Source organism: Geobacillus sp. GHH01 (genome assembly GCF_000336445.1).
In the GTDB taxonomy this organism is placed as follows: domain Bacteria; phylum Bacillota; class Bacilli; order Bacillales; family Anoxybacillaceae; genus Geobacillus; species Geobacillus zalihae.
The window spans coordinates 3,290,729-3,314,261 of the sequence record NC_020210.1 but is presented as its reverse complement, the minus strand read 5'-3'; the positions used below and the strand labels follow the sequence as shown (position 1 = coordinate 3,314,261).

22 protein-coding genes and 2 pseudogenes are annotated in these 23,533 nt (G+C 54.5%); 20 read left to right on the top strand and 4 right to left on the bottom strand.

Annotated features, from left to right (window positions below):
* The first annotated feature begins 14 nt into the window (after nt 1–14).
* Nucleotides 15–1,199 carry a M20 family metallopeptidase gene (locus tag GHH_RS16400; RefSeq protein ID WP_015375948.1) on the top strand — a complete coding sequence of 395 codons (1,185 nt, stop codon included), beginning with the start codon at nt 15–17 and terminating at the stop codon, nt 1,197–1,199.
* A 188-nt stretch (nt 1,200–1,387) separates the two neighbouring features.
* On the opposite strand, the gene GHH_RS16395 is transcribed toward GHH_RS16400, so the two are convergent.
* The gene (locus tag GHH_RS16395; RefSeq protein ID WP_015375947.1) at nt 1,388–1,618 is read right to left on the bottom strand and encodes a hypothetical protein; all 231 of its coding nucleotides are present in this window, start codon (nt 1,616–1,618) and stop codon (nt 1,388–1,390) included.
* 559 nt (nt 1,619–2,177) lie between these two features.
* On the opposite strand from GHH_RS16395, the gene GHH_RS16390 reads away from it, so the two are divergent.
* The 10 genes and pseudogenes from GHH_RS16390 to GHH_RS16345 all read left to right on the top strand — a co-directional run bounded on the left by GHH_RS16390 (nt 2,178) and on the right by GHH_RS16345 (nt 8,295).
* Complete coding sequence (locus GHH_RS16390) at nt 2,178–2,630, top strand: VanZ family protein (protein ID WP_041470767.1); 453 nt, start codon at nt 2,178–2,180, stop codon at nt 2,628–2,630.
* 87 nt (nt 2,631–2,717) lie between these two features.
* A complete protein-coding gene (locus GHH_RS19575) occupies nt 2,718–2,834 on the top strand; it encodes a DUF3789 domain-containing protein (protein WP_011232702.1) in 117 nt (38 codons plus the stop codon).
* Nucleotides 2,835–3,283: 449 nt separating this feature from the next.
* Entirely contained in the window at nt 3,284–4,177 is an 894-nt protein-coding gene (rbsK, locus tag GHH_RS16385) for a ribokinase (protein ID WP_015375945.1), read from the top strand.
* Nucleotides 4,174–4,479: pseudogene (locus tag GHH_RS16380) on the top strand (substrate-binding domain-containing protein); the annotation flags it as partial. The gene rbsK and the pseudogene GHH_RS16380, both read left to right, overlap by 4 nt.
* A gap of 409 nt (nt 4,480–4,888) precedes the next feature.
* Nucleotides 4,889–5,089, top strand: coding sequence for a substrate-binding domain-containing protein (locus GHH_RS19330; RefSeq protein WP_015375943.1), 201 nt, complete (start codon nt 4,889–4,891; stop codon nt 5,087–5,089).
* A gap of 56 nt (nt 5,090–5,145) precedes the next feature.
* On the top strand, nt 5,146–5,529 hold the full coding sequence (locus tag GHH_RS16370; RefSeq protein ID WP_015375942.1) for a DUF1360 domain-containing protein: 384 nt from the start codon (nt 5,146–5,148) through the stop codon (nt 5,527–5,529).
* 225 nt (nt 5,530–5,754) lie between these two features.
* Nucleotides 5,755–6,102, top strand: coding sequence for a metalloregulator ArsR/SmtB family transcription factor (locus tag GHH_RS16365; RefSeq protein WP_015375941.1), 348 nt, complete (start codon nt 5,755–5,757; stop codon nt 6,100–6,102).
* A 24-nt stretch (nt 6,103–6,126) separates the two neighbouring features.
* Nucleotides 6,127–7,190: pseudogene (arsB, locus tag GHH_RS16360) on the top strand (ACR3 family arsenite efflux transporter).
* A gap of 15 nt (nt 7,191–7,205) precedes the next feature.
* Nucleotides 7,206–7,625: an arsenate reductase (thioredoxin) gene (arsC, locus tag GHH_RS16355; RefSeq protein ID WP_011232692.1), complete on the top strand. Its 420-nt coding sequence runs from the start codon at nt 7,206–7,208 to the stop codon at nt 7,623–7,625.
* A gap of 232 nt (nt 7,626–7,857) precedes the next feature.
* The gene (locus tag GHH_RS16345; RefSeq protein ID WP_015375939.1) at nt 7,858–8,295 is read left to right on the top strand and encodes a DUF4275 family protein; all 438 of its coding nucleotides are present in this window, start codon (nt 7,858–7,860) and stop codon (nt 8,293–8,295) included.
* 95 nt (nt 8,296–8,390) lie between these two features.
* On the opposite strand, the gene GHH_RS16340 is transcribed toward GHH_RS16345, so the two are convergent.
* A complete protein-coding gene (locus tag GHH_RS16340) occupies nt 8,391–9,377 on the bottom strand; it encodes a Gfo/Idh/MocA family protein (RefSeq protein ID WP_015375938.1) in 987 nt (328 codons plus the stop codon).
* 98 nt (nt 9,378–9,475) lie between these two features.
* Complete coding sequence (locus GHH_RS16335) at nt 9,476–9,862, bottom strand: VOC family protein (protein WP_015375937.1); 387 nt, start codon at nt 9,860–9,862, stop codon at nt 9,476–9,478.
* Nucleotides 9,863–10,338: 476 nt separating this feature from the next.
* On the opposite strand from GHH_RS16335, the gene GHH_RS16330 reads away from it, so the two are divergent.
* The 4 genes from GHH_RS16330 to GHH_RS16315 all read left to right on the top strand — a co-directional run bounded on the left by GHH_RS16330 (nt 10,339) and on the right by GHH_RS16315 (nt 15,196).
* Complete coding sequence (locus GHH_RS16330; RefSeq protein WP_015375936.1) at nt 10,339–11,640, top strand: dihydrolipoamide acetyltransferase family protein; 1,302 nt, start codon at nt 10,339–10,341, stop codon at nt 11,638–11,640.
* A gap of 86 nt (nt 11,641–11,726) precedes the next feature.
* Nucleotides 11,727–12,806 carry a pyruvate dehydrogenase (acetyl-transferring) E1 component subunit alpha gene (gene pdhA, locus GHH_RS16325; protein ID WP_015375935.1) on the top strand — a complete coding sequence of 360 codons (1,080 nt, stop codon included), beginning with the start codon at nt 11,727–11,729 and terminating at the stop codon, nt 12,804–12,806.
* Complete coding sequence (locus GHH_RS16320; protein WP_041470605.1) at nt 12,807–13,784, top strand: alpha-ketoacid dehydrogenase subunit beta; 978 nt, start codon at nt 12,807–12,809, stop codon at nt 13,782–13,784.
* Nucleotides 13,785–13,834: 50 nt separating this feature from the next.
* A complete protein-coding gene (locus GHH_RS16315; RefSeq protein ID WP_015375933.1) occupies nt 13,835–15,196 on the top strand; it encodes an FAD-binding oxidoreductase in 1,362 nt (453 codons plus the stop codon).
* A gap of 466 nt (nt 15,197–15,662) precedes the next feature.
* Here GHH_RS16315 and GHH_RS16310 read toward each other — a convergent pair whose 3' ends face one another.
* Entirely contained in the window at nt 15,663–16,430 is a 768-nt protein-coding gene (locus GHH_RS16310) for a MurR/RpiR family transcriptional regulator (RefSeq protein ID WP_015375932.1), read from the bottom strand.
* A gap of 124 nt (nt 16,431–16,554) precedes the next feature.
* Here GHH_RS16310 and GHH_RS16305 point away from each other — a divergent pair, with 124 nt between their 5' ends.
* The 5 genes from GHH_RS16305 (at nt 16,555) to GHH_RS16285 (ending at nt 23,401) form a co-directional block, all read left to right on the top strand.
* On the top strand, nt 16,555–17,898 hold the full coding sequence (locus tag GHH_RS16305; RefSeq protein WP_015375931.1) for a 6-phospho-beta-glucosidase: 1,344 nt from the start codon (nt 16,555–16,557) through the stop codon (nt 17,896–17,898).
* Nucleotides 17,899–18,111: 213 nt separating this feature from the next.
* A complete protein-coding gene (locus GHH_RS16300) occupies nt 18,112–19,014 on the top strand; it encodes an Rpn family recombination-promoting nuclease/putative transposase (RefSeq protein WP_015375930.1) in 903 nt (300 codons plus the stop codon).
* Nucleotides 19,015–19,233: 219 nt separating this feature from the next.
* Nucleotides 19,234–20,247, top strand: coding sequence for a sugar-binding protein (locus GHH_RS16295; protein WP_015375929.1), 1,014 nt, complete (start codon nt 19,234–19,236; stop codon nt 20,245–20,247).
* Nucleotides 20,248–20,412: 165 nt separating this feature from the next.
* Entirely contained in the window at nt 20,413–21,882 is a 1,470-nt protein-coding gene (locus GHH_RS16290; RefSeq protein ID WP_015375928.1) for a sensor histidine kinase, read from the top strand.
* On the top strand, nt 21,860–23,401 hold the full coding sequence (locus GHH_RS16285; RefSeq protein WP_015375927.1) for a response regulator transcription factor: 1,542 nt from the start codon (nt 21,860–21,862) through the stop codon (nt 23,399–23,401). The genes GHH_RS16290 and GHH_RS16285 overlap by 23 nt, the downstream gene beginning before the upstream one ends.
* The last annotated feature ends 132 nt before the right edge of the window (nt 23,402–23,533 follow it).

The following is a 23,533-nucleotide window of genomic DNA, read 5'->3' as shown; positions in this document are numbered from 1 at the left end:
GGGGGAGATTATGGATGACAAAGGAAGAAATCAAACGGCTCGTCGATGAAGTGAAAACGGACGTCATCGCCTGGCGCCGCCACTTGCATGCCCATCCCGAATTGTCGTTCCAGGAAGAGAAAACGGCGCAATTTGTGTACGAGACGCTGCAATCATTCGGCCATCTTGAGTTGTCGCGGCCGACGAAAACGAGCGTCATGGCGCGGCTCATTGGCCAACAGCCAGGCCGAGTCGTCGCCATTCGCGCGGATATGGACGCCCTGCCCATTCAAGAGGAAAACACGTTTGAATTTGCCTCCAAAAACCCAGGCGTCATGCATGCGTGCGGGCATGACGGCCATACGGCGATGCTGTTGGGGACGGCGAAAATTTTCGCCCAGCTTCGCGATCAAATTCATGGCGAGATTCGCTTTTTGTTCCAACACGCGGAAGAACTGTTCCCGGGTGGGGCGGAGGAGATGGTGCAAGCCGGCGTCATGGACGGGGTGGACGTCGTCATCGGCACTCACCTTTGGTCGCCGCTTGAGCGTGGAAAAATCGGCATTGTGTATGGACCGATGATGGCCGCACCCGACCGCTTTTTCATCCGCATCATCGGCAAAGGCGGCCATGGAGCCATGCCGCACCAAACGATCGATGCGATCGCCATCGGGGCGCAAGTCGTGACGAACTTGCAGCACATCGTCTCGCGCTATGTCGATCCGCTCGAGCCGCTTGTTCTGTCCGTGACACAATTTGTGGCGGGTACGGCGCATAATGTCCTGCCTGGGGAGGTCGAAATTCAAGGGACAGTGCGCACGTTCGACGCCGAGCTGCGCCAGACGGTCCCGCAATGGATGGAGCGCATTGTCAAAGGGATCACCGAAGCGCACGGCGCCTCGTATGAGTTTCAATTTGACTACGGATACCGCCCGGTCATTAACTACGATGAAGTGACCCACGTCATTGAAGAAACGGCGCGCGAGCTGTTCGGCGAAGAGGCAGTGGCCCGCTTGAAACCGAACATGGGCGGCGAAGATTTCTCCGCCTTTTTGCAAAAAGCGCCCGGCAGCTTTTTCTACGTGGGCGCGGGCAATGTAGAAAAAGGCATCGTGTACCCGCACCACCACCCGCGCTTTACGATTGACGAAGACGCGCTTGAGATCGGCGTGCAAATGTTTGTCGCCGCGACGTTGAAACTGTTGGCGGAAGCAGAGTAGGATGCTTCCGCTTTTTTGTACATCATAAAGGCGAATCCGATATATTGCATGCTCTTTCTCTGTCGCTAATTCACATGGTTGAACTTGGTGTAGCTCACATGAGTGGATAAAGGAAATAAAGAGAGCATGGGAACTCTTTGCCTTCCTTAATGTTAGTTTTGGGCTTCGATTCGATCAAGACGACAAGGCTAGGCGATTTTGACAATTTTTGTGATCGGTGCTAGGTCGAGGTCTTGGTTGTAAAGAGCGTGGACAAAATCGCCGTCAAGCGTAGCGAAGTAGTCATAATGATGGTATGTTGCAATGGCGTAGTGCAAGGCATCATAGGCTTCAAGCTGAAGGAGTCGCATTTGAGCTAAGGCTAAATCTTGAATGTTGGCAAGCATCGATGTATATAGACGCTTGTCCAAAATGTTCATCTATGGCATCTTCATATGTCATCACAAACGACATAATCGGCTACCGTCCTTGTTTGTAGATGTCCACTAATTTTTTGCCAAAGGGAGAAGGTTTGGCTATTTTTTTCCGTAATTCGGCGAATGAAAGATCCTTATCCGGTTTGTTGGCCTGTTCCGTGCAAGACAGTGTCACCCTCATTTTCGTTTCCAAAGCGGAGGGCATATTGATCACCTCATTGATTCTCCTTTCTAAAAATTATAATGCTGACCGAAAAAAATGTACACATTTTCCTTTTACTACTATACCCATACCCTTGTTCATGAAAACATAAACTAGGGAGAGAATCTCCCTTAAAAGGGGAATGGGTGAAAGAAAAGAGGGGAACGGAAAAGAAGTCTTCTTTCCAGCCTGTGAGCGAACGATTTTAAAACAATGGTAAAGCAGCTTTCAAAAAAGAAAATGGAAAAAGATCACCCTCCCTGTTATGATGATAAAGGGTTCAGCGAACAAGGTGTCTACTTTCGTTTGTTGTTTAGATACCTTGTTTTGTTGGGAAAAAGGTTGTTGGCAGGTGAAACGATGAGAGCTTTCCTTTCCCGCTGGCTTCCCGTCATTCTCTGGTGCCTCGTCATTTACAGCTTCAGCGAGTCTTCCTGGTTCACTGGGGCGAATACGGCGCATGTGCTGCAGATGATTTTGTCGTACTTGCCGTTTGGCGGAGGGGATGAAGAGGGGCCGTCATGGTTGAACTTTGTGATCCGCAAAGCGGCGCATTTGACCGAGTTTGGCATTTTGGCCGCGCTTGTGTGGCGGGCGCTTGCGCCAAAACGGTTTGCGTATGCGGGCGCTTGGCTGTTTGCGACAGTGTATGCGGCAACCGACGAGTGGCACCAATCGTTTGAACCGGGGCGGACGGCGACGCCAAAAGATGTGGCGATTGATTCATGTGGGGCGCTCCTGGCGCTTTTGATTGTATGGGCTTGCCGCTGTTGGGCAAGGACCAAGCATCGGGCGGTCAAACGCGGCGTATAATAGAACAAAGCTCTCCCATCGTATAGATTTAGATGTAAACGGAAAGAATGGCCAATAACGAGTTTGCGAGAAAAGGGAGAGAGGGCCATGGTCGCGTTTATCGCGGGAATGTTTGTGGGTTCGTTTGTGATGCTCGTCATCATGAGCATGATGGCGGTGGCGAAACGGGCGGATGAAGCAAGCGAACGGTGGAGGGAAAAGTGAGAAGCTTGCAGAGGGGCGTTAGGCAATGATCGAGCGCCTTAGGTGTTCTAAGACATGCTGGTTAATACAGATGCACGGTTTCATGCACGGGAGCAGCGGCAACTCCCTTGATAAAAAGGGGCTAATGGATGATGGCTGCTGTGGTTGTCGCTGATCATTTCGTTTGCGTCGTTGGTCGCGACAGTCGTTGTGCGGTATCAAAAGAAAAGTCCTCTACTAGGTGTAGGTGGGGGTGGGGCGATTCTGCCTATTTCTAGACCGTTGCACTTTTTGCGGTCGCTGTGCGTGTTGGTCAGGGCATTGGCAGTTGTCAATGTCCTGTTTTTTATCCTATGCTTTTATCTTATTAATTTATAACCGTGATCCGGGCAAATCACAATATGGCTTCGGGAAAACGTCGAGGCGCGGGAGTCTATCGCTTTTGTTTCGTACAAGGAGGGGGAAGAAAGATGGCTCGGCCATCGATTACGGTGATCGGCAGCCTCAACATGGACTTAGTCACTGTGGCGGCGCGGTTTCCAAACCAAGGAGAGACGATTTTAGGCGAACAGTTTCTCACCACTCCCGGCGGCAAAGGGGCGAACCAGGCGGTGGCCGCCGCTCGCCTCGGCGCCGATGTGCGGATGATTGGCGCGGTGGGGGATGATGCGTTTGGTCAAGAGCTCATCCGTTCGTTGCAAAATGAAGGCGTTTCCGTCGATTGTGTGAAATCGGTTACACATCAACGTACCGGCATTGCTGCGATTACGATTTCTGAGCGGGACAACCGCATTATTGTCGTCCCTGGGGCGAATCATGCGCTGACGCCGGAGGATCTGGATCCATATGAATCCGTGATCGCCGAAAGCGATGTGTGCTTACTGCAGCTGGAAATCCCGCTTCCTGTTGTGGAGCGGGCCGTTTCGATCGCGCATCGCCACGGCGTGCGCGTCATCGTGAACCCAGCTCCAGCCCAGCCGCTGCCGCTCGTGGTGCTCGAGCAGGCGAGTTTCTTGACGCCGAATGAACATGAACGGGGCATTTTGTTTGACAAGATGGATGAAGAATCGTTTGTCGATCAGCTCATTGTCACCGAAGGGGCCAAAGGGGTGCGCATTTGGCAAGATGGACAAGAACGGCTCATTCGAAGTTTCCACGTTCCCGTCGTGGATACGACGGGCGCGGGTGATACGTTTAACGGGGCGCTTGCCGTGGCGCTGGCGGAAGGGAAGCCGCTTCATGAAGCGTGCCGATTTGCCAATGCGGCTGCGGCTCTGTCCGTGACAAAACTCGGGGCGCAGGCTGGGATGCCGAGACGAGAGGAGGTGGAATCATTTTTGGCCGAACAGGAACGAAGTCAATGAGGCAAAAAGTCGATGTGCTGCTGGTCAACCCGACGGACTCAAGCGCTGTCACGTCTGCGATTGAATCCGCCAACAGCGCCAACATCCCGGTCATTACCGTCGATCGCAGCGCGGACGGCGGGAAAGTGGTCACCCATATCGCCTCCGACAATGTGGCGGGAGGAAAAATGGTCGCGCAGTTTATCGTCGACCACTTGAAAAACGGCGGAAACATTGTGGAATTGGAGGGGATTCCGGGCTCCTCGGCCGCACGTGAACGGGGAGAAGGATTCCACCAAGTGATCGACAAAGCAGCCAATGTCAACTACCCCCACTTAGCTAACGCTTGAAGTGGGGGCTTGCAACTCCCCAGAAGTGCAAACGGACTTCGTCCTCCTTCCTTGACTTGGGGTTGCATCAGGGGGCAGGTTGACGACTACCCAACGACGCAGGTCATGCCTGCATCGTTACCGATTCTCTCGGTGTGTCTGTTGGCAGTACTTGGCTTCCACACACAACAGACGGACCTACGCTCGATGTTTTACGGTTACAACGTTTCCTGTAACCAACTCCATACATCGAGTAGCCGTGATTGGAGTGCCTTTATTGAACGGTTTTCTCCACGCCTTTATTCTATCATACACAAAAGAAAGGGGGAACGCGCATTCCTCTCCCACTTACTCCCTTTGGTCGTTGAAGTGGGAGTCTCCTGCGCGAAATAGGATGAAAGTCGTGGCCAAACAGGCGGCTGATTTTGACCGGGCCAAAGGATTATCGGTCATGGAAAACATTTTGCAAAGCCATAAAGACATTCAAGCGGTCTTTGCCCATAATGACGAAATGGCCTTAGGGGCGTTGGAGGCCTTGCAGGCGCATGGGATGAACAACGTGCTTGTTCCCTCGACCGGCTCCATTAACCATCGGAGGTCATAAAGAAACGCATCTTGGTTCATACTAAAGAAAAAGATGGAAAAAGAAAGGAACCCACCATGCTTCGCGAACTTGACTGGATGACGTACATCATGATCATTTTGGCCAGCTATCGGTTCACTCACTTGATCGTCTTTGATAAAATCACGGAATTTATTCGCAATCCGTTCATGAAAAAAGAGAAAATCCAACACGAAGACGGGAGTACGGAAATCAAGAAAGTGCCGAAATCGAAATTCGGCTATTTGTTGAACTGTTACTGGTGCGCGGGGGTGTGGAGCGCGATGTTTCTCGCGCTTGGGTATTTATTCATCCCGAAGATCGCCATGCCGTTGATTTTTGTCTTTTCCATCGCCGGGGCGCAGGCGATTCTCGAGACGTTTGTCGGGGTCGGGACGAAGGCGGTCGATCTGTTGTCGGCGGCGAAAAAACGGATGGACTAAGGCGTGTTGGCGGCAGAGGGCGGGGAACATTTGCGGGCGTGCGGCGGAAACATGCGGCACGCTCGCTTTTCTTGCTTTTGTCGATACATCATGGTTAACTTATATAATTATTTAATTATATACTGATTGACGGAAACCATTTCATTGGTCGGCGTGGCCGTTTCATGATGGTTGTTCGTTTTGATATAAGCAAATCATGATATGATGATGAATGGAGGAGGTTATATGCCGCAACTCGCAATGGAGATAGGAGCAGCCGCTCGGGTGTTGAAGCTGCTCGGCGATCCGACGCGGCTGACGATTTTGGCGATTTTGAATCAGCGGGAGTGCTGTGTGTGCGAGCTGCTGGAGGTGTTTTCGTCAAGCCAGCCGGCGATCAGCCAGCATCTTCGCAAGTTGAAAGACGCCGGGCTGATCCAAGAGGAGCGGAGGGGGCAATGGGTGTATTATTCGCTCCGGCCGCAAAGCGAATACTACTCCCTGCTGCAAGCGGTGTTGTCATACGTTCCGGACCAAGACGAAAACATTCGCAAAATCGAGACAGCGAATCCCGCGGCCCGCTGCGGGTGCTGATGATGGACAACGGGGTGAATGATGATGGATTGTTGTGAACCGAAGCGGTTGTCGTTTTTAGACCGCTTTTTGACGGTATGGATTTTTTTAGCGATGGCGGCTGGGATTGGAATCGGGATTTGGGCTCCGGGGCTGGTGGATGGGTTGAACCGCCTGCAAGTCGGAACAACCTCGATTCCGATCGCGATCGGCTTGATTTTGATGATGTATCCGCCGCTGGCGAAAGTGCGCTACGAGGAAATGGGGCGCGTGTTCAAAGATGTGAAGGTGCTCGTTTTGTCTCTCGTGCAAAACTGGGTGATCGGCCCCATTCTCATGTTTTTGTTGGCGGTCGTCTTTTTGCCTGACAAGCCGGAGTATATGATCGGCTTGATTTTAATCGGGCTTGCCCGCTGCATCGCCATGGTCATCGTCTGGAACGACTTGGCGCGCGGCGACACGGAATACGCAGCAGGACTTGTCGCCTTCAATTCCCTGTTTCAAGTGCTGTTTTTCTCGCTGTATGCGTATGTATTTGTGACGGTCATTCCTGGATGGTTCGGGCTTGAGGGAGCCGTTGTCGAGATCACGATGGCGGAAGTGGCGAAATCGGTGTTCTTGTATTTAGGCGTTCCGTTTTTGGTCGGCATGGCGACAAGATTTGTGCTTGTCAAAGCGAAAGGACGGCAATGGTATGACACGGTGTTTGTGCCGAAAATCAGCCCGCTGACGCTTGTTGCACTTTTGTCTACGATCGTGGTGATGTTTTCGCTCAAAGGTGATATGATCGTCAGCTTGCCGCTCGATGTTGTGCGCATTGCGATTCCGTTGCTGCTATATTTTGTCATTATGTTTTTTGTGTCGTTCTTTTTGGCGAAAAAATTGGGGGCTGGCTATCCGGTATCGACGACGCTCGCGTTTACGGCGGGGAGCAACAACTTTGAGCTGGCCATTGCCGTCGCCGTTGGGGTGTTTGGCATTCATTCGGGCGCGGCGTTTGCGGCAGTTATCGGTCCGCTCATGAAGTGCCGGTGATGCTGGCGCTTGTCAACGTAGCATTGGCGTTTCAGCGAAAGTATTTTTCTTCGGGCAATCCAACATCAACGTAAAGGTGGGAACCAGCGATGAAGAAAAAAGTCATATACTTTTTATGCACCGGCAACTCGTGCCGCAGTCAAATGGCGGAAGGCTGGGCGAAACAACTTCTTGGTGAGGAATGGGAAGTGCACAGCGCCGGCATTGAAGCGCATGGCCTCAATCCGAATGCGGTGAAAGTGATGAAGGAAGTCGGCATCGACATTTCGAACCAAACGTCTGACGTCATCGACCCGGATCTCCTCAACCGCGCTGATTTGGTCGTGACGCTGTGCGGCCATGCGGCCGACCATTGCCCCGTCACCCCGCCGCACGTGAAGCGCGTCCATTGGGGCTTTGACGACCCGGCGAAAGCGGAAGGGACCGAAGAGGAGAAACTCGCGGTGTTCCGCCGCGTCCGCGATGAAATCGGCGCGCGCATCCGCCGGTTTGCCGAGACGGGGGAATAGGGGCGGTGCAGCGAGGCAGGCGCAAAGAGCGGGGAAACTATCTTGCATAGGGTGCGCAGCAACTGCTCGTCGAAGTGCGGCCGGAAACGGGGAATTGGCTGGGCGGACGAAAACCGCTCGGCGTGACGAAGATGGTGAGAAGCCATCTTGTCGATCCATCGAACGTTTTGACAGACGAAATGAGCACATCGATGAAGGCGGTGCCACATTAGGTCACTGGAGGAGAAACCAAATGGAGTTATTTCATCAGTTAGCTCGCCGAAACATCAAAATCCGCAAACAGTCCGGTTTCGGAGCGCAATGGCGACAACAGTGGGAAGAGGTGTTTGCCGGCCATTTGACAGCGGAAGAAAAACAACACATCCACCTTCGTAATCGGAATGGAGTTAACGGCTACTTATGGCATGTGTTCAGCTATGGGATGAGAGGCTGTTTCACAGGAGAAGAAGCGGAAATGGCGTTTGATCAAGAAGAGAAAACGTGCTGCTATCTTTTCTTTCAACATGGCGACGATGCGTTCACCGTGGAGGATGCGTCCGGCTTGAAAGCCGCCGATCTGGCAGCGGAAAACGACAAAATCGATCTATATGTGGTGGACAGTGAGTTCAACTGGACGTTTGTCATGACGCATGAAAGCGGATGGCTTGGCCCGTATTTTAGCAGAAGGTGACAGCCATGGCTTATCGGTAGCCAAGGAAATCCAATAAGACAGAAAGAAAAAGAGTTCCAACCGAGCCCCAGGAAGACTAGGTTGGAACCTTTTTATTATCGCTCGTCGGCCGGGAACACGATGCCGGTTTGTCTTCGCGCTTCGTCCATGATTTCCATCGTCCAAAGCGAATGACGGTGTGAGTTGATGGCCGATTCGTGTTCTCCGTTTTCGATCAAACGGATAAACTCTTGTGCTTCATAATACATCGGCGGCTTGTCCTGCGGCGCGGTGATGTCCTCGACGCGTCCGTCGCGGTAGCGGATTTCCGCTTTGGCTGGTGTGTGGATGGCGTCGATGATCATGCTTCCGTCTTCCCCTTGAATCTCCGAAGGCAAGTGCGAGTTCGTGATTTTCGAATAAAAGACGACCGCGTCCATCGCCCCGTAATGAAGCACGATCGAGCCTTCGCCGTCCACCCCTGATTCGAGCTTCACGCTTTGCGCCTTCACGCTGCGGGGCTGGCCGAACAAAACGACCATCGGGTACAGGCAATAGACGCCAAGGTCCATCAGCGCCCCGTTCGAGAGGGCGGGGTTGAAGGCGTTGAGCACCGTTCCTTGTTTATAAGCGTCATAGCGCGACGAGTATTGGCAATAGTTCGCCACATAACGGCGGATGCGGCCGAGCTTATGGATGTGCTCGCGGATGGACTGGAATGTGGGGAGCAGCGTCGCTTTCATCGCTTCCATCAACACGACGCCGTTTCGCTCCGCCGCTTCGATCATCGCTTTGACTTCTCTCGCATTGGAGGCGAGCGGTTTTTCGCACAAGACGTGTTTGCCGTGATTCATGAGCAAAATCGCCTGCTCGGCATGAAGTGCGTTCGGGCTGGCGATATAGACGGCATCAATGCCGTCGCTTTCGGCCAGCTTTTGCAAGTCCGTGAACGTCCGCGGCGCCCCGACTTTGTCGGCAAACTGCTTTGCGGTCTCCTCGGTTCGCGAGTAGACGGCGGCGAGTTCGAAGGAATCGACGAGGCGCGCGGCGTCAAGAAATGCTTCGGTGATCCAGTTTGTGCCGATGGTTGCGAATCGAATCATGTTGTTTGGCCTCCTTCATTTGTATCGACCCCATTGTACCACAAATCAACGGAGAGGCTTCGTTTTGTCATCGTCATGGAGCAAGCGTGCTTTTCTCTTTAGTTTTCATACAGCTCGATCGGCAGCCCGTCCGGATCTTGGAAGAAGGTGAATCGTTTGCCGGTCGCTTCATCAACGCGGACGGGTTCGGGATCGATGCCGTGTTGGCGCAAGTAGGCAATGGCTTCATCGAGGTTGTCCACCGCCAAAGCAAGATGGCGCAGTCCGCACGCTTCCGGGTAGCTTGGGCGCTTCGGCGGGTTTTCAAAGGAAAATAGCTCAAGCTGAATGCCGCCATCAGCTTCCAAATCAAGTTTGTACGAACGGCGCTCAGCACGGTATTGCTCCCGGATGGGGCGAAATCCGAGAATTTCCGTGTAAAATCGTTTCGACCGCTCATAGTCCGAGCAAATAATGGCGATATGGTGAATCGTGGCAAGGCGCATGTCAATTCCTCCTTATATAAACGGGTGATGCCGTTGAACTAGTTTTATTTTTCAATTAGAAAAACCTTATAAAACCAACTTCTTTTTCACCCAATGCCGCCGATTGGCGCCTGTATGGCTCATACTGGGAAAAACAGCCTCCCCGCCGTTTTGGACCCGTTCCCGGTGTTTGGGGACAAATGAAATCGAAAATGTTATGTTGCGATAATGGAAGTTGCTGTCGTTGATTGTCGAAGCGGGCGAAAAATGTCTGCTCTCCTTATATTGACAGTTTGACAATCTATAGACTATCATAAATCTTGTAGGTTGGAAAATTTAAAATATTCATTTGATATTTTGGTAGAAAAAACGAATGGTCACCACGTTTTTTGTAAGCGCTTAACTTCTATGTTTCCTCATGATCGCCGCACCATGGATGCTGCACCATTGTGTTTGTTTCCCATCACAGCATGAGAACAAGGGGAAGGGGATATGGCATGATCTACGAATTTAAATTGCCTGACATCGGCGAAGGGCTGCATGAAGCGGAAATCATCCGCTGGCTCATTCGCGAAGGGGATGTGGTCAAGGCCGATCAGCCGATCGCTGAAATTCAAACGGATAAGGCGATGGTGGAAATGACGACGCCGGTCGCTGGCAAAGTGGTGGCGCTTGCCGGGCCGGAAGGGGCGACGGTGAAGGTTGGAGAGCCGTTGATTGTCGTGGAAACCGAGGCGGCGGTGGCGGCCGAAGCGGCGCCGACTGACCATTTGGCTCAGGAGCCTGCGTCTGCTGTTCATATAGAAGCCCCGCGCCCAACGGTGGGGCGCAAGCGGGCGATTGCCGCGCCCTCGGTGCGCAAGCGGGCGCGGGAGTTGGGCGTTCCGATCGATGAAGTGGAAGGAACGGGCGAAGGCGGCCGGGTGACGCTCGCCGACTTGGAGCGATATGTCCGCGAGCGGGAAGCAGCCGTGGCGGTGGCAGAGCAACGTGAAAGGAGCGGGGCCGCGGTTTTGCCAGTTGGGGGCACGGCGATAGAGCAAAAGGCGGACAAAGCCGCATGGACGTCCATCGCCAGCACGGAGCTTGTGGTTCCAGAAGAAGAGCGCATCCCGCTTCGCGGCTTGCGCAAAAAAATCGCCGAAAAAATGGTGAAATCGGCGTACACGGCGCCGCATGTGACCGGGATGGACGAGGTGGACGTGACGAAGCTCGTCGAGATCCGCAAAAACCTGGCCAGCGAGCTGGCCAAGGAGCAGATCAAGCTGACGTATTTGCCGTTTATTATTAAAGCGGTGACAAGGGCGCTGAAGCAATATCCGATGTTTAACGCTTCGCTCGATGAAGAGACGAATGAAATCGTCTTGAAAAAGCGCTATCACATCGGCATCGCGACGGCGACGAAAGCGGGGCTTGTCGTCCCTGTCATCCGCGACGCCGATCAAAAATCGATCCGCGAGCTCGCCGTTGAGATCGCCGAGCTGTCGGAAAAAGCGCACCGCCAGGCGCTTCGCCTTGACGAGCTGCAAGGAAGCACGTTTACGATCACGAGCACCGGCGCGGGCGGAGGGTGGTTTGCGACGCCGATCATCAACTATCCGGAAGTGGCGATTTTCGGAGCGCATGCGATCAAACGGCGCCCGGTTGTCGTCGGCGACGAAATTGTCATCCGCGATATGATGGGAATGTCGCTCACCTTTGACCACCGCGTCATTGACGGCGAGCCGGCCGGGCGGTTTATGCGGACGGTGGCCTACTATTTGGAACATCCGGAAGTGCTGCTTTTGGATGCGCGGTGAAGGGCGGGCCTTTGCCCCATGTTGGAAAAGGGCGAGATGGGAAAAGGAACGAGCCGCCTATGAAAATACAAATGGGAGGGAAGCCCATGTTTGATCCGGACCAATTGTCGGTCGAGGTCGTGCAAATTTTGGACGAAAACGGAAACGGCGACGAGAGGCAGCTGGCGGCGTTTTCCGATGAATGGCTGCTTCGCGCCTATCGGGAAATGCGGCGGGCGCGTGTCATTGATGAGCGGCTGTTGCGCATGCAGCGGCAGGGGCGGATCGGGACCTACGCCCCGTTCAGCGGCCAAGAGGCGGCGCAAATCGGCAGCGCCCTTGCGCTTCATAAAGACGATTGGATTTTCCCGAGCTACCGCGAAGTGGCGGTATGCTTGATGCATGGCATGCCGCTTGAGCAGTTTTTCCATTACGTGCAGGGCCGCTTGTCAGGGAAACGGATGCCGGAGGGAGTGAACATTTTCCCGACGCAAATCATCATCGCTGCTCAGACGCTTCATGCGGTCGGCTGCGCGTGGGCGTCGAAATTGAAGGGCGAACCGCACGTATCGGTGGCGTATTTCGGCGACGGGGCGACGTCAGAGGGCGATTTTCATGAAGCGATGAATTTTGCCGCGGTGTACAACGTGCCGGTCATCTTTTTCTGCCAAAACAACCAATACGCCATCAGCGTCCCGTACCGGAAGCAGACGGCCAGCCGGACGATCGCGCAAAAGGCGCTTGCGTACGGGATGAAAGGGGTGCTCGTTGACGGCAATGACGTGCTAGCGGTGTACGAAACGATGAAGCAGGCCGTCGAAGCCGCTCGCCGCGGCGAGGGGCCGATGTTGATCGAGGCGCTCACCTATCGGCTCGGGCCGCACACGACGGCGGATGACCCGACGAAATACCGCCGGCCGGAAGAAGTCGAGACATGGCGGGCGAAAGATCCGCTCCGCCGTCTGCGCCTGCTTTTGGAACGGCGCGGATTATGGACGGAAGCGCAGGAAGACGCGCTTGTCGCCCAAGTGAATGATGAAGTGACGGCGGCGTACGAGGCGGCCATCGCCAGCAAGTCCGGTTCGATTGTCGATGCATTCGATTGTGTGTACAGCGAGGCGCCCAAATTGCTGGCCGAGCAAAAAGACGAAGTGATGCGGCGCAAACAACGGAGCGGGGTGAGATAAATGGCGGAATTGACGATGATTGAAGCGATCAATGAAGCGATGCGCCAAGAGATGGAGCGCGATCCGCGCATCATCGTGCTGGGCGAAGATGTCGGCGAAAACGGCGGCGTCTTCCGGGCGACGGACGGGCTGCTTGCGCAGTTTGGCGAGGGGCGCGTGTTTGATACGCCGCTTGCGGAATCGGGCATTATCGGCACGTCTATTGGACTGGCGATCAACGGCATGCGCCCGATTGCCGAAATTCAGTTTCTCGGGTTTGTGTACCAGGCGATGGACCAGCTGGCGGCCCAGGCGGCGCGCATCCGCTTCCGCTCGGCCGGACGGTTTTCGTGCCCGATCGTCGTGCGCAGCCCGTACGGCGGCGGGGTGCGGACGCCGGAATTGCACTCCGATGCGTTGGAGGCGCTGTTTACCCATTCGCCGGGCTTAAAAGTCGTCATGCCGTCCAATCCGTACGATGCGAAAGGGCTGCTCATTTCCGCCATTCGCGATGAAGACCCGGTTCTGTTTCTGGAGCCGATGAAGCTGTATCGGGCGTTTCGCATGGAAGTGCCCGAAGAGCCGTACACGATTCCGCTCGGCCAAGCACGGGTTGTGAAAGAAGGAGACGATGTGACGATCATTGCTTGGGGGGCGACCGTGCCGCTTGCCGCCAAAGTCGCCGCCGAGATGGAAGCGAAAGGGGTCAGCGCGGAAGTGATCGACCTTCGCTGCCTGCAGCCGCTTGATCTCGACGCGATCATCGCCTCGGTGGAAAAAACGGGGCGGGTGATGATCGTCCATGAAGCAGTGAAAACGGGCGGGTTTGGCGCCGAAGTGGCGGCCTTGATCAGCGAGCGGGCGCTGTTTTCTCTATCAGCTCCAATCGTGCGTATCGCCGGCTACGACACGCCGTATCCGGTGCCGTCGGTGGAGGATGATTGGCTGCCGAACGCCGAACGCATCGTGGAAGGGATCGAAACGCTGCTGCGATACTAGGCCGGAGCGGATGGTGCGTCCGCTTCATCCCAGCGATAAGGGGGAGAACGATGAATCTATATGAATCATTGCTTGCGTTGATCGGCGACCGCGAGCGGGTGAGCATCAATGAAACGGTGCTCGAACACCACAGCAAAGGCATCGCCTACCATGCGCCGCACAAGCCAGATGTCGTCGTGTTTCCGAAAACGGCGGAGGAAGTGAGCCGGGTGATGGCGTTTGCCAACGAGCACCGCATTCCTGTTACGCCGTTTGGCGCCGGCACGAGCTTGGAAGGGCACGTCATTCCGGTCCAAGGCGGGATTAGCCTCGATTTGACGTTGATGAACCACATCATTGACATTCGTCCCGATGATTTTTTGGCGATCGTCGAGCCCGGGGTGACGCGGCTGCAACTGAATGAGGCGCTGAAGCGATACGGGTTGTTTTTCCCGGTCGATCCGGGGGCGGACGCGACGATCGGTGGCATGGCGGCGACGAACGCGAGCGGCACGAACTGCGTGAAATACGGCGTCATGCGCGATCAAGTGCTCGGATTAGAGGTGGTGCTCGCGGACGGTTCAGTCATTCAGACGGGAAGTTTGGCGGTGAAATCGTCGGCCGGCTATGACTTGACCGGCTTGTTCGTCGGATCGGAAGGGACGCTTGGCGTGTTCACCCGCCTCGTCGTCCGCCTGCATGGCATTCCAGAGGCGACCAATGCGATCAAAGTGTGTTTTCCATCGCTTGAGGCGGCGGCGCAAGCGGCGTTTGCCATTTTGCGGTCCGGCGTCGGCCCCGGCAAAATCGAGCTGGTGGACGAGGCGACGATCGCCGCGGTCAATGCGTACAAAAAAACCGATTACCCGGTGAAGCCGACGCTCTTTATTGAACTGAGCGGCAGCCCGTCAAGCGTCGAGGAAGGGACAAAGCTTGTCAACGAATTGTGCGAAGCGGAGGGGGCGGTTTCGTTTGTGGTCGAGACCGACTCGCTCGCCCGCGCGAAGCTGTGGGAAGCGCGCCACCATGCGGCGTTTGCCATTCAAGCCGCCTATCCAGGCAAGGCGATGCTCTCCACCGACGTGTGCGTGCCGCTGTCCGAACTGCCCGGCGCCATTGCCGATACGCGTCGGCTTGTTGATGAGCAGAAGATGACTGCCGCCATTTTCGGCCATGTCGGCGATGGCAACTATCATACCGTGCTTGCCTTTGATCCGAATGACGCCGAGGAGATGGCGCGGATCGAGCAGGTGCACGCCCATATCGTCCGCTATGCCTTATCGCGCGGCGGCACATGCACGGGAGAGCACGGCATCGGACTTGGCAAACGGGCATTTTTGCGTGAGGAGAAAGGAGACGCCGTCGTGTGGATGAAACGGCTGAAACAATTGTTTGACCCAAACGGCATTCTCAATCCGGGGAAAATTTTTTGATCATAGCGGACGCTCTGCATCCCTGCCTGTTGGCGGGGATGTTTCTTTTGATCGGCGGGCGGCGCAAAGGAGAAATCCGCTAAGCGTGCCTCAAACAACACCACAGTGTCAAGGCTGAGTTTACAAAAACAAACGCATTGTCCGCGAAAAGGTTGGTGAAAAACAGCCGGTTCCCTTGGATCGACCATCATGGAAAAAGAGAAACGGGTGTTTCAAGATTTCTTCATTTGAGAAGGGTTGCTAGGAAACGGGACGCCCCAGTTCCCCCCTTCCTTCTAAAACTTATATGCACAGCCCGTTCTTGCCTTTGTAACATAGTGTTACAACATAGAAACAGTTGTTTTTCGTTTTCCTTTTGTTACAACAAGGCGCCATGCCCTTTACTTTTGCCATCCGGCGCGGTTTAGTAATAGTAGATGGAGCCAACAACAAGGCGATGGCGTTGCTGCAATCAGCAGAGTTGGGCTCAAACGGTTGGGCTGCTGTCCTTTCCGATCGTTTCCGTCTTCCGTCCCAGCAGTCGATACATTTCTTTCGCTAACCGTTCGAGCAAGTAGACGACCGGAAGCTGGGTTGTGACATCGGTCTGCCCGATCCGCTCCGGTGTGGTGTAGTACGTCAAGTTGTAGTCCGAGATGTTCGCGAGTGTGCAATGTTTCCGGTTGGTGATGCTGATGATCGTGCTGCCGTTTTCCTTGAACCGGTGCACTTGGGCGAGCGTATAGGACGTCTCTCCAGACACCGACAAGGCGATGACGGCGCAGTTGTGGAAATAATGGCCGTAAATCGGAAAAAACGGATCCTTGATGTAGACAGAAAACTTTTGAAAGGCAGAAAAATAGCGCGAGCCGTATTCGGCCAAAATACCGGAGCTGCCCGATCCGACGAAAATGACGTGATCCGCCCGGGCGATCGCGGCTGCCGCATCCAGAATGGTCCGCTCGTAATCGGCGGTCAGCGTCCGTTCGAAAAATTCCTTAAGCGCCTCTTGACTGCTGATGATCGCGGTTCGCTTTGTCTCGCGCAAATACAGCTTCCATTTCGTTTTAAATTCACTGAACCCTTCGCATCCGACCTTTTTACAAAAGCGGAGCACGGTCGGCGGCGAGACATGGACGGCTTCGGCGAGCTCGCGGATGCGCATGTACGCGACTTCATGCGGATGTTTCATCACATAGTCGTAAATGGCGTAGTCGAGCTCGGAGAACTGGGCGATTTGTTCAGGAGTGAACATCGGGACACCTCGCTTTCATGGGACGGAACGTGCGATAGCTGGGAAAGGATGGCGCTTTCAAGCCCACTGGTTGATTCCTACATTGATTATACCATGCCCAACAGGGCGAAAGGGGAAGAGGAATATGGATAAACGATTGAAAATTGCGACGATTGGCGGCGGGTCGAGCTACACGCCGGAATTGGTCGAAGGGTTGATCAAGCGTTATCATGAATTGCCGGTCGGGGAATTGTGGCTTGTCGATATTCCGGAAGGCAAAGAAAAACTCGAAATCGTTGGCGCACTGGCCAAACGGATGGTCGAAAAAGCCGGCGTGCCGATCGAGATTCATTTGACTTTGGATCGCCGTCGGGCGCTTGACGGGGCGGATTTTGTGACGACGCAGTTTCGCGTCGGGGGTCTTGAGGCGCGGGCGAAAGACGAGCGCATCCCGCTCAAATACGGGGTGATCGGCCAAGAGACGAACGGCCCGGGCGGATTGTTTAAGGGATTGCGGACGATCCCGGTCATTTTGGACATCATTCGCGATATGGAAGAGCTTTGCCCCGATGCATGGCTTATCAACTTCACGAACCCGGCTGGGATGGTGACGGAAGCCGTCTTGCGCTATACGAAACAGGAGAAAGTGGTCGGCTTGTGCAACGTGCCGATCGGCATGCGCATGGGCGTCGCCAAGCTGCTTGGCGTTGATGCCGACCGCGTGCACATTGATTTTGCCGGCTTGAACCATATGGTGTTTGGCTTGCACGTCTATCTGGACGGAGTCGAAGTGACTGAAAAGGTGATTGACCTCGTCGCCCATCCAGACCGCTCCGGTGTGACGATGAAAAACATCGTTGACCTTGGCTGGGAGCCGGACTTTTTGAAAGGGTTGAAAGTATTGCCGTGCCCGTACCATCGATATTACTTCCAAACGGACAAAATGCTGGCTGAAGAGCTCGAGGCGGCGAAAACGAAAGGGACGCGCGCCGAAGTTGTGCAGCAGCTCGAAAAAGAGCTGTTTGAGCTGTACAAAGACCCGAACTTGGCCATCAAGCCGCCGCAGCTCGAGCAGCGCGGCGGGGCGTACTACAGCGACGCCGCGTGCAGCTTGATCAGCTCCATTTACAACGACAAGCGCGACATTCAGCCGGTCAACACGAGAAACAACGGCGCCATTGCGAGCATCCCTCCGGAATCGGCGGTGGAGGTAAACTGCGTCATCACGAAAGATGGACCGAAACCGATCGCCGTCGGCGATTTGCCGGTCGCGGTGCGTGGGCTCGTCCAGCAAATCAAGTCGTTCGAGCGCGTCGCTGCCGAGGCTGCGGTCACCGGCGACTACCAAACGGCGTTGGTCGCCATGACGATCAACCCGCTTGTCCCGTCTGACACCATCGCCAAACAAATTTTGGACGAAATGTTGGAAGCGCATAAAGAATACTTGCCGCAGTTTTTTAAACAGGCCAAAACAGTAGCTGGAAACTAAATCGTTTGGAAAAGCGATTGACAAAGCCGCCTGTCGCCGGGGCGGCTTTGTCATTTCATCGTGAAAAGCCGCACAACACAAGGGCTTTCTTCCCATTCACATTCCCCTTATTTTAGACAAAATCAATGCTTTTCACCAGCCTTTTCGGCAGGATTTTGCCCAAGGCGCGGCGAAGAAAATAAAGAAAGTTCAAATATCACAAGGAGGGAGACCGTGTCCGAAACGCGAATCGATCACGACCGGTTGTTTAAGGAGTTGCTGTCGACGTTTTTTGAAGAGTTTTTGCTTTTGTTTTTTCCGCACGTGTATGAACAAGTCGACTTCCGCCACGTCTCCTTTTTGTCCGAAGAGGTGTTTACGGATGTGGCGGCCGGCGAAAAGCACCGTGTGGATCTATTGGTGGAAACAAAATTGAAAGGGGGAGATGGGCTGATCATCGTCCATATCGAACACCAAAGTTACACGCAGCCGACGTTTCCCGAGCGCATGTTCATTTATGTCAGCCGTTTGTTTCAAAAATACCGCCGTCGCATTCTTCCCATTGCCATCTTCAGCTATGACGAACACCGCGATGAACCGTCCTCGTTCACCATCAAGTTTCCGTTCCTAACCGTTGTCGATTTCCGCTTTCTTACTGTTGAACTGCGCAAACAGCCATGGCGTGAGTACATTCGCCGCGACAACCCGGTCGCGGCCGCCTTGTTAAGCAAAATGGGGTATAATGAAAGTGAGAGAGTGGCAGTGAAAAGAGAATTTTTGCGCATGCTCGTCCGCTTGGAGCTTGATGAAGCGAAACAGCGGCTGTTGTTTGGATTTTTCGAGACGTATTTGACGCTGTCCGAACAAGAGGAAATCCAATTGCGAAACGAGGTGAACCAAATGGGAACGAAGGAAGCGAAAAAAGTGACGGATCTCATCGTGTCGTATGAGCAACGGGGGATGGAAAAGGGAATCGAAAAAGGAATCGAAAAAGGAATCGAAAAAGGAATCGAAAAAGGAATCGAAAAAGGCAAGATGGACATCGCGAAACGGATGCTAGGGAAAGGATATGATGTGCCAACGATTTGTGAATTGACTGGACTGTCGGTTGAGGCAGTGGAAAAGTTGAAAGGATAAACGAGTGGAGAGACCCCGTTCCGATGCAGCGAGCTTGTTTCGGAACGGTGTTTTTTTGCTCGCTCTGCACTTGATGATGGGCATGGCCATCGCCGCATGGCGAATGATGCCGGCCGGACTGACCCCTATTTGGATTTCATATAGATGCAATTCATCCATTTTCTTTTGTCTAGGCTAGCGCCCCGGCATTCGTGTACAATGGCGGTAGGAGGGATCAAGATGCGCGATTGGTGGAAACGGCTGTTTTACGGGGGCGGCATCGCCCTGCTCTTTGCAAGCGCTTCCTTCACCGCCTATTGCGCTTGGAACGTGTATGCGTATCCGAAATCAGAGAAGGAACGGGTTCCGGAAAAAACAAAAGAGGCCTATCATTTCGTGCTTGTGCCAGAGGAACTCGATAATGATTACTGGCGGCTCGTGGAAAAAGGAGCGAAAGCGGCGGCGAAAGAACTGGGGGTTGATCTTGAGTATATCGGCCCGCGGCAGGCGAATATGGATGAGCATTTGCGCATTTTGAAAAAAGCTGCGGCGGCGAAAGTCGATGGGATCATCACACAAGGGTTGACGGAAGCGGAATTTGTCCCCGTGATTAACGAAATCACGGACAAGAATATTCCTGTAGTGACGATCGATACGGATGCCCCGACGAGCCGACGTGTCGCCTATGTGGGAACGGATAATTATTATGCCGGTTTTCTCGCGGGACGGGCGTTGGCTGAGGATACGAAGGGCAAGGCGACGGTCGCGATTATTACCGGCAGTTTGACGGCGGCGCACCAACAGCTGCGAGTGCGCGGATTTGAGGATGCGGTGAGACAGGAAAAAGGCATCCGCATCGTCGCCATCGAAGAGTCGCACATTACGCGTGTGCAAGCCGCGGAAAAGGCGTATACGATTTTGAAAAAGCACCCGGATGTGAATGCGTTTTACGGCACAAGCGCGCTTGATGCGATCGGTATTGCCCAAGTGGTGGAACAGTTTCACCGCGAGCAAAAGACGTATATTATCGGTTTTGATACGCTTCCGGAGACGATCCGCTATTTGCAGAAAGGAACGATTGCGGCGACCGTGGTGCAGGAGCCGTATGAAATGGGATACAAGGCGGTCAACATGATGGCCGAGATCGTCGCCGGCAGAGACGTGCCGGCGGTGACGAATACGGAGACGAAAGTGATCCGAAAAGAGGATTTGCCGCTGCGCCCGGCGCGCCATTATGAGGTCAACACGCCATGAAGGCGCCTTCCAAGCCTCCGTAGGGAGGGGGCTGAAAGCGGAGAAAGGTTGGCGAACACCGCTAAAGCATGAGAGATGGCCGTCCTTGACGTTCGAACACGTTCGGCTTGAAGCGGCAGGGCGATGCAGGCAACAAAGCGCCGGTGACAGCGGGGTGGAATCGAGATGAACATTCGGACGAAGATGCTGCTTTGCTTTACCGTGTTTTTGCTTTTGCTCAACGGAGCGGTGTTTCTTTTGTATCAGACGAGCGAAGAGATGATGAGCGATTATGATCAACGGATGCGCCGATTGCTGTTGCTGAATGAGGTGTCGCAGCGGACGAATCGGATGACCGAACAACTCAATGCGTACGTCTCGGAAAAAGAAGGACGGTATGCACGCGCTTATGAGCGGGAGTTCCGCTGGCTGCAGCAACGCCGCCGGCAGCTCGGCGCCATCTTGCCAGTGCTGTCCGACCGGTTGGCGGCGGAAAACTATGAACATATGATTGAAAGTTTGCTGGAGGAGGCGGCGCTGACGGTCTATCATTTTCAAGCTGGAAATATTGGCTTGTACTCGTCCCACTTGCATGAAACGATGAACATTGCGTCCTTTTTGCAAGAGGAAACGTTAAACTTGATTGACGATGAGCTGACGGCCTACCAACGGCGGTACGATGAAGTGGAGCGGCGCAACCGCTATTTCCGCTATATGGGAATGGGATTGTTTGTCACGACGTTGTTGCTTGGCGCCTTGCTGGCGGTGTTCTTTTCCGGCCACGTAACGAAGCCGATCATTCTTCTCTCGCGCGCTGCCCGATCCATCGCTGACGGGCGGCTGGACGGGCCGGATGTGGAGCCGACGACGAATGACGAACTGCGATTGTTGACGATCACGTTTAATGATATGCGCCGCAATTTAAAGCAGCTGATTGCGGAGATGAAACAAAAGGCTGAGCTCGACCGGCTGGTGAAGGAGCTGGAACTCAAAAGCTTGCAAAGCCAAATCAATCCGCATTTTTTATTCAATACGCTGAACACGGTTGCGAAGATGGCGTACTTGGAGGACGCCCAGCAAACGTCGCGGCTGATTGAAGCGGTGGCGGCGATTTTGCGTTACAACTTAGGGGACTTGCAGCGGACGGTGACGCTTGCCGATGAGGTGCGCATCGCCCGTGAATATTTCTTCATCCAGCAGACGCGGTTTTTTGATCGGATCAAGTTTTCGTTAGAGGCGGAACCATCTTGCCTCGATCAACCGATTCCGCCGCTCACGTTGCAGCCGCTGATTGAAAATGCGTTCATCCATGGCATTGAGACGTACGAGCAGGGAGCCGAGCTGTCCGTTTCCGTTTTCGCCGACAATGGGCGGGTCGTTGTGGAAGTGCGCGACAATGGCGTTGGCATGGATGAGCAGGTGAAAGCGGAGCTTGAGGCGTTGATCCGCGGCGAAGAACCGCCGGCGCGCCGTGAGCAAGGGCGCGGCCATTCGACCGGCATCGGCTTGCGCAATGTCATTCGCCGGCTGCAGCTGTTTTACGGAGTGATGGATGTGGCTGAAATCGAGTCTGCGCTAGGAAACGGAACGACGGTGCGGTTATGGCTGCCAAGATGGCAAGGGGGGATGAACGGTGAAAGTGGCGATCGTCGATGATGAGGCGTTGGAGCGAAGAGCGCTTTGCAAAATGATTCACGACCACCTTCCGGACATCGAGGTGGTCGCCGAGGGCGCCAACGGGCGCGAGGCCATTGACATTGCCAAGCAATATCGCCCGGATGTGATGCTTATAGACATCAAAATGCCCGGCCTTGACGGGCTGCAAGCCATCGAAGCGATTCGCCAAGACGGATTGGATCTTGAGTTCATTATTGTGTCGGCGTTTGATTTGTTCGACTATGCGAAACAAGCGATGCGGTTTGGCGTCAAGGAATATTTATTGAAACCGAGCCGGAAGGAGGAGGTCATTTCGGCTTTGGAACGGGTCAGCCAAGAAGTGGCGGCCAAGCGGCGACACGAGGAGAGCAGCCGCCAGCTCGAGGAGCAGATTCGCCGGTTGCAGACGCTTGTGGAAAGCGAATGGCTGTCTGTCCTCATGACAGAAGACGTATCGGCTGATGAGTGGGAGCGGTGGAAGGAACTGCTGCCGTTTTCGATCGCCTCGGGAATGTTTATGGTCATTCAGTTCCCGGATGCAGGGGTGGCTGACGAATGGAAATCATGGCTGGACAAGCAGCTTAGCGGGAAGGCGCCAACGCGCTATTGGATAGGGCGGATGGCGAACCGGCGCCTGCCGGTCTTGTTTTTCCGCAGCCCAAACGATGGCGAGCCGGCTTGGAAGCCCACCGTCCAGGCATTGGCGCTCGATTTGGCGCGGCAGTTTTCCGCCCGGTACGGCGCCGCGCTGTATATCGGGCTCGGCTCCCCGTTTTCCCGCCTTGACCAACTTCGTTCCTCGTACTATGAGGCGCTGTCGGCCGCTCATTATTACGCCGACCGGCAAAAAGCACAAGTGGGGTTTCTGCCGGCGGAAGCGACGCGCGCCGGCGGGGAAGCGGAACGGGATAAACAGCTGTTTGAAGCGCTGCGCCTTGGCGACATCGAGCAAGCCCGGATAATTTGTCTGACGTATATAGAGGAACTGGCCTCTTCTCATTCACTGCCGGCCGCCGGTCGCAAAGCGGAAGAGACCTTTGTGTGGCTCGGGCGTCTTCTATCGGAGCTGGGCATTCGTTATGAGCGGCTCGCTTCCTTTGCTTCCTGCCGGTCGGCGGCAGAATTGAAGCGGGCGGCGCTTGATGAACTGGACCGCATCGCCGCTGATCTCGAGGTTTGGCGCCAGCAGCAAGCCTACGGCAAACTCGGCAAAGCGAAAGACTACATTGACCGCCACTACGCCAAGCCGCTGACGCTTGAAGAAGTGGCGGAACAAGCCGGGATGAGCCCGTACTACTTCAGCAAACTGTTCAAAGAGCACTTTGGCATCACCTTTATCGACTACGTGACGAACGTGCGCATCGAACGGGCGAAAGAAGCGCTGGCTGGGACGGACCAAAGCTTAAAAGAAATTTGTTTTTCAGTCGGCTACAACGATCCCAACTATTTTAGCCGCGTCTTTAAAAAGCAGACCGGCCTGTCGCCGAGCGAATACCGGAAAAAAGTGCAGGCGCGCTGACAAGGGGAGTGCTGTCTCCAACAAGGAAGGTGCATGGCAAGTCAAAAGGTAAGTCCCGCAGACAAAGCAGGCTGCCCCGCCCTCTTCCGGCGTCTGAAACGAAGCCCGCCCCCTGGATGGGGAGACGGGCTT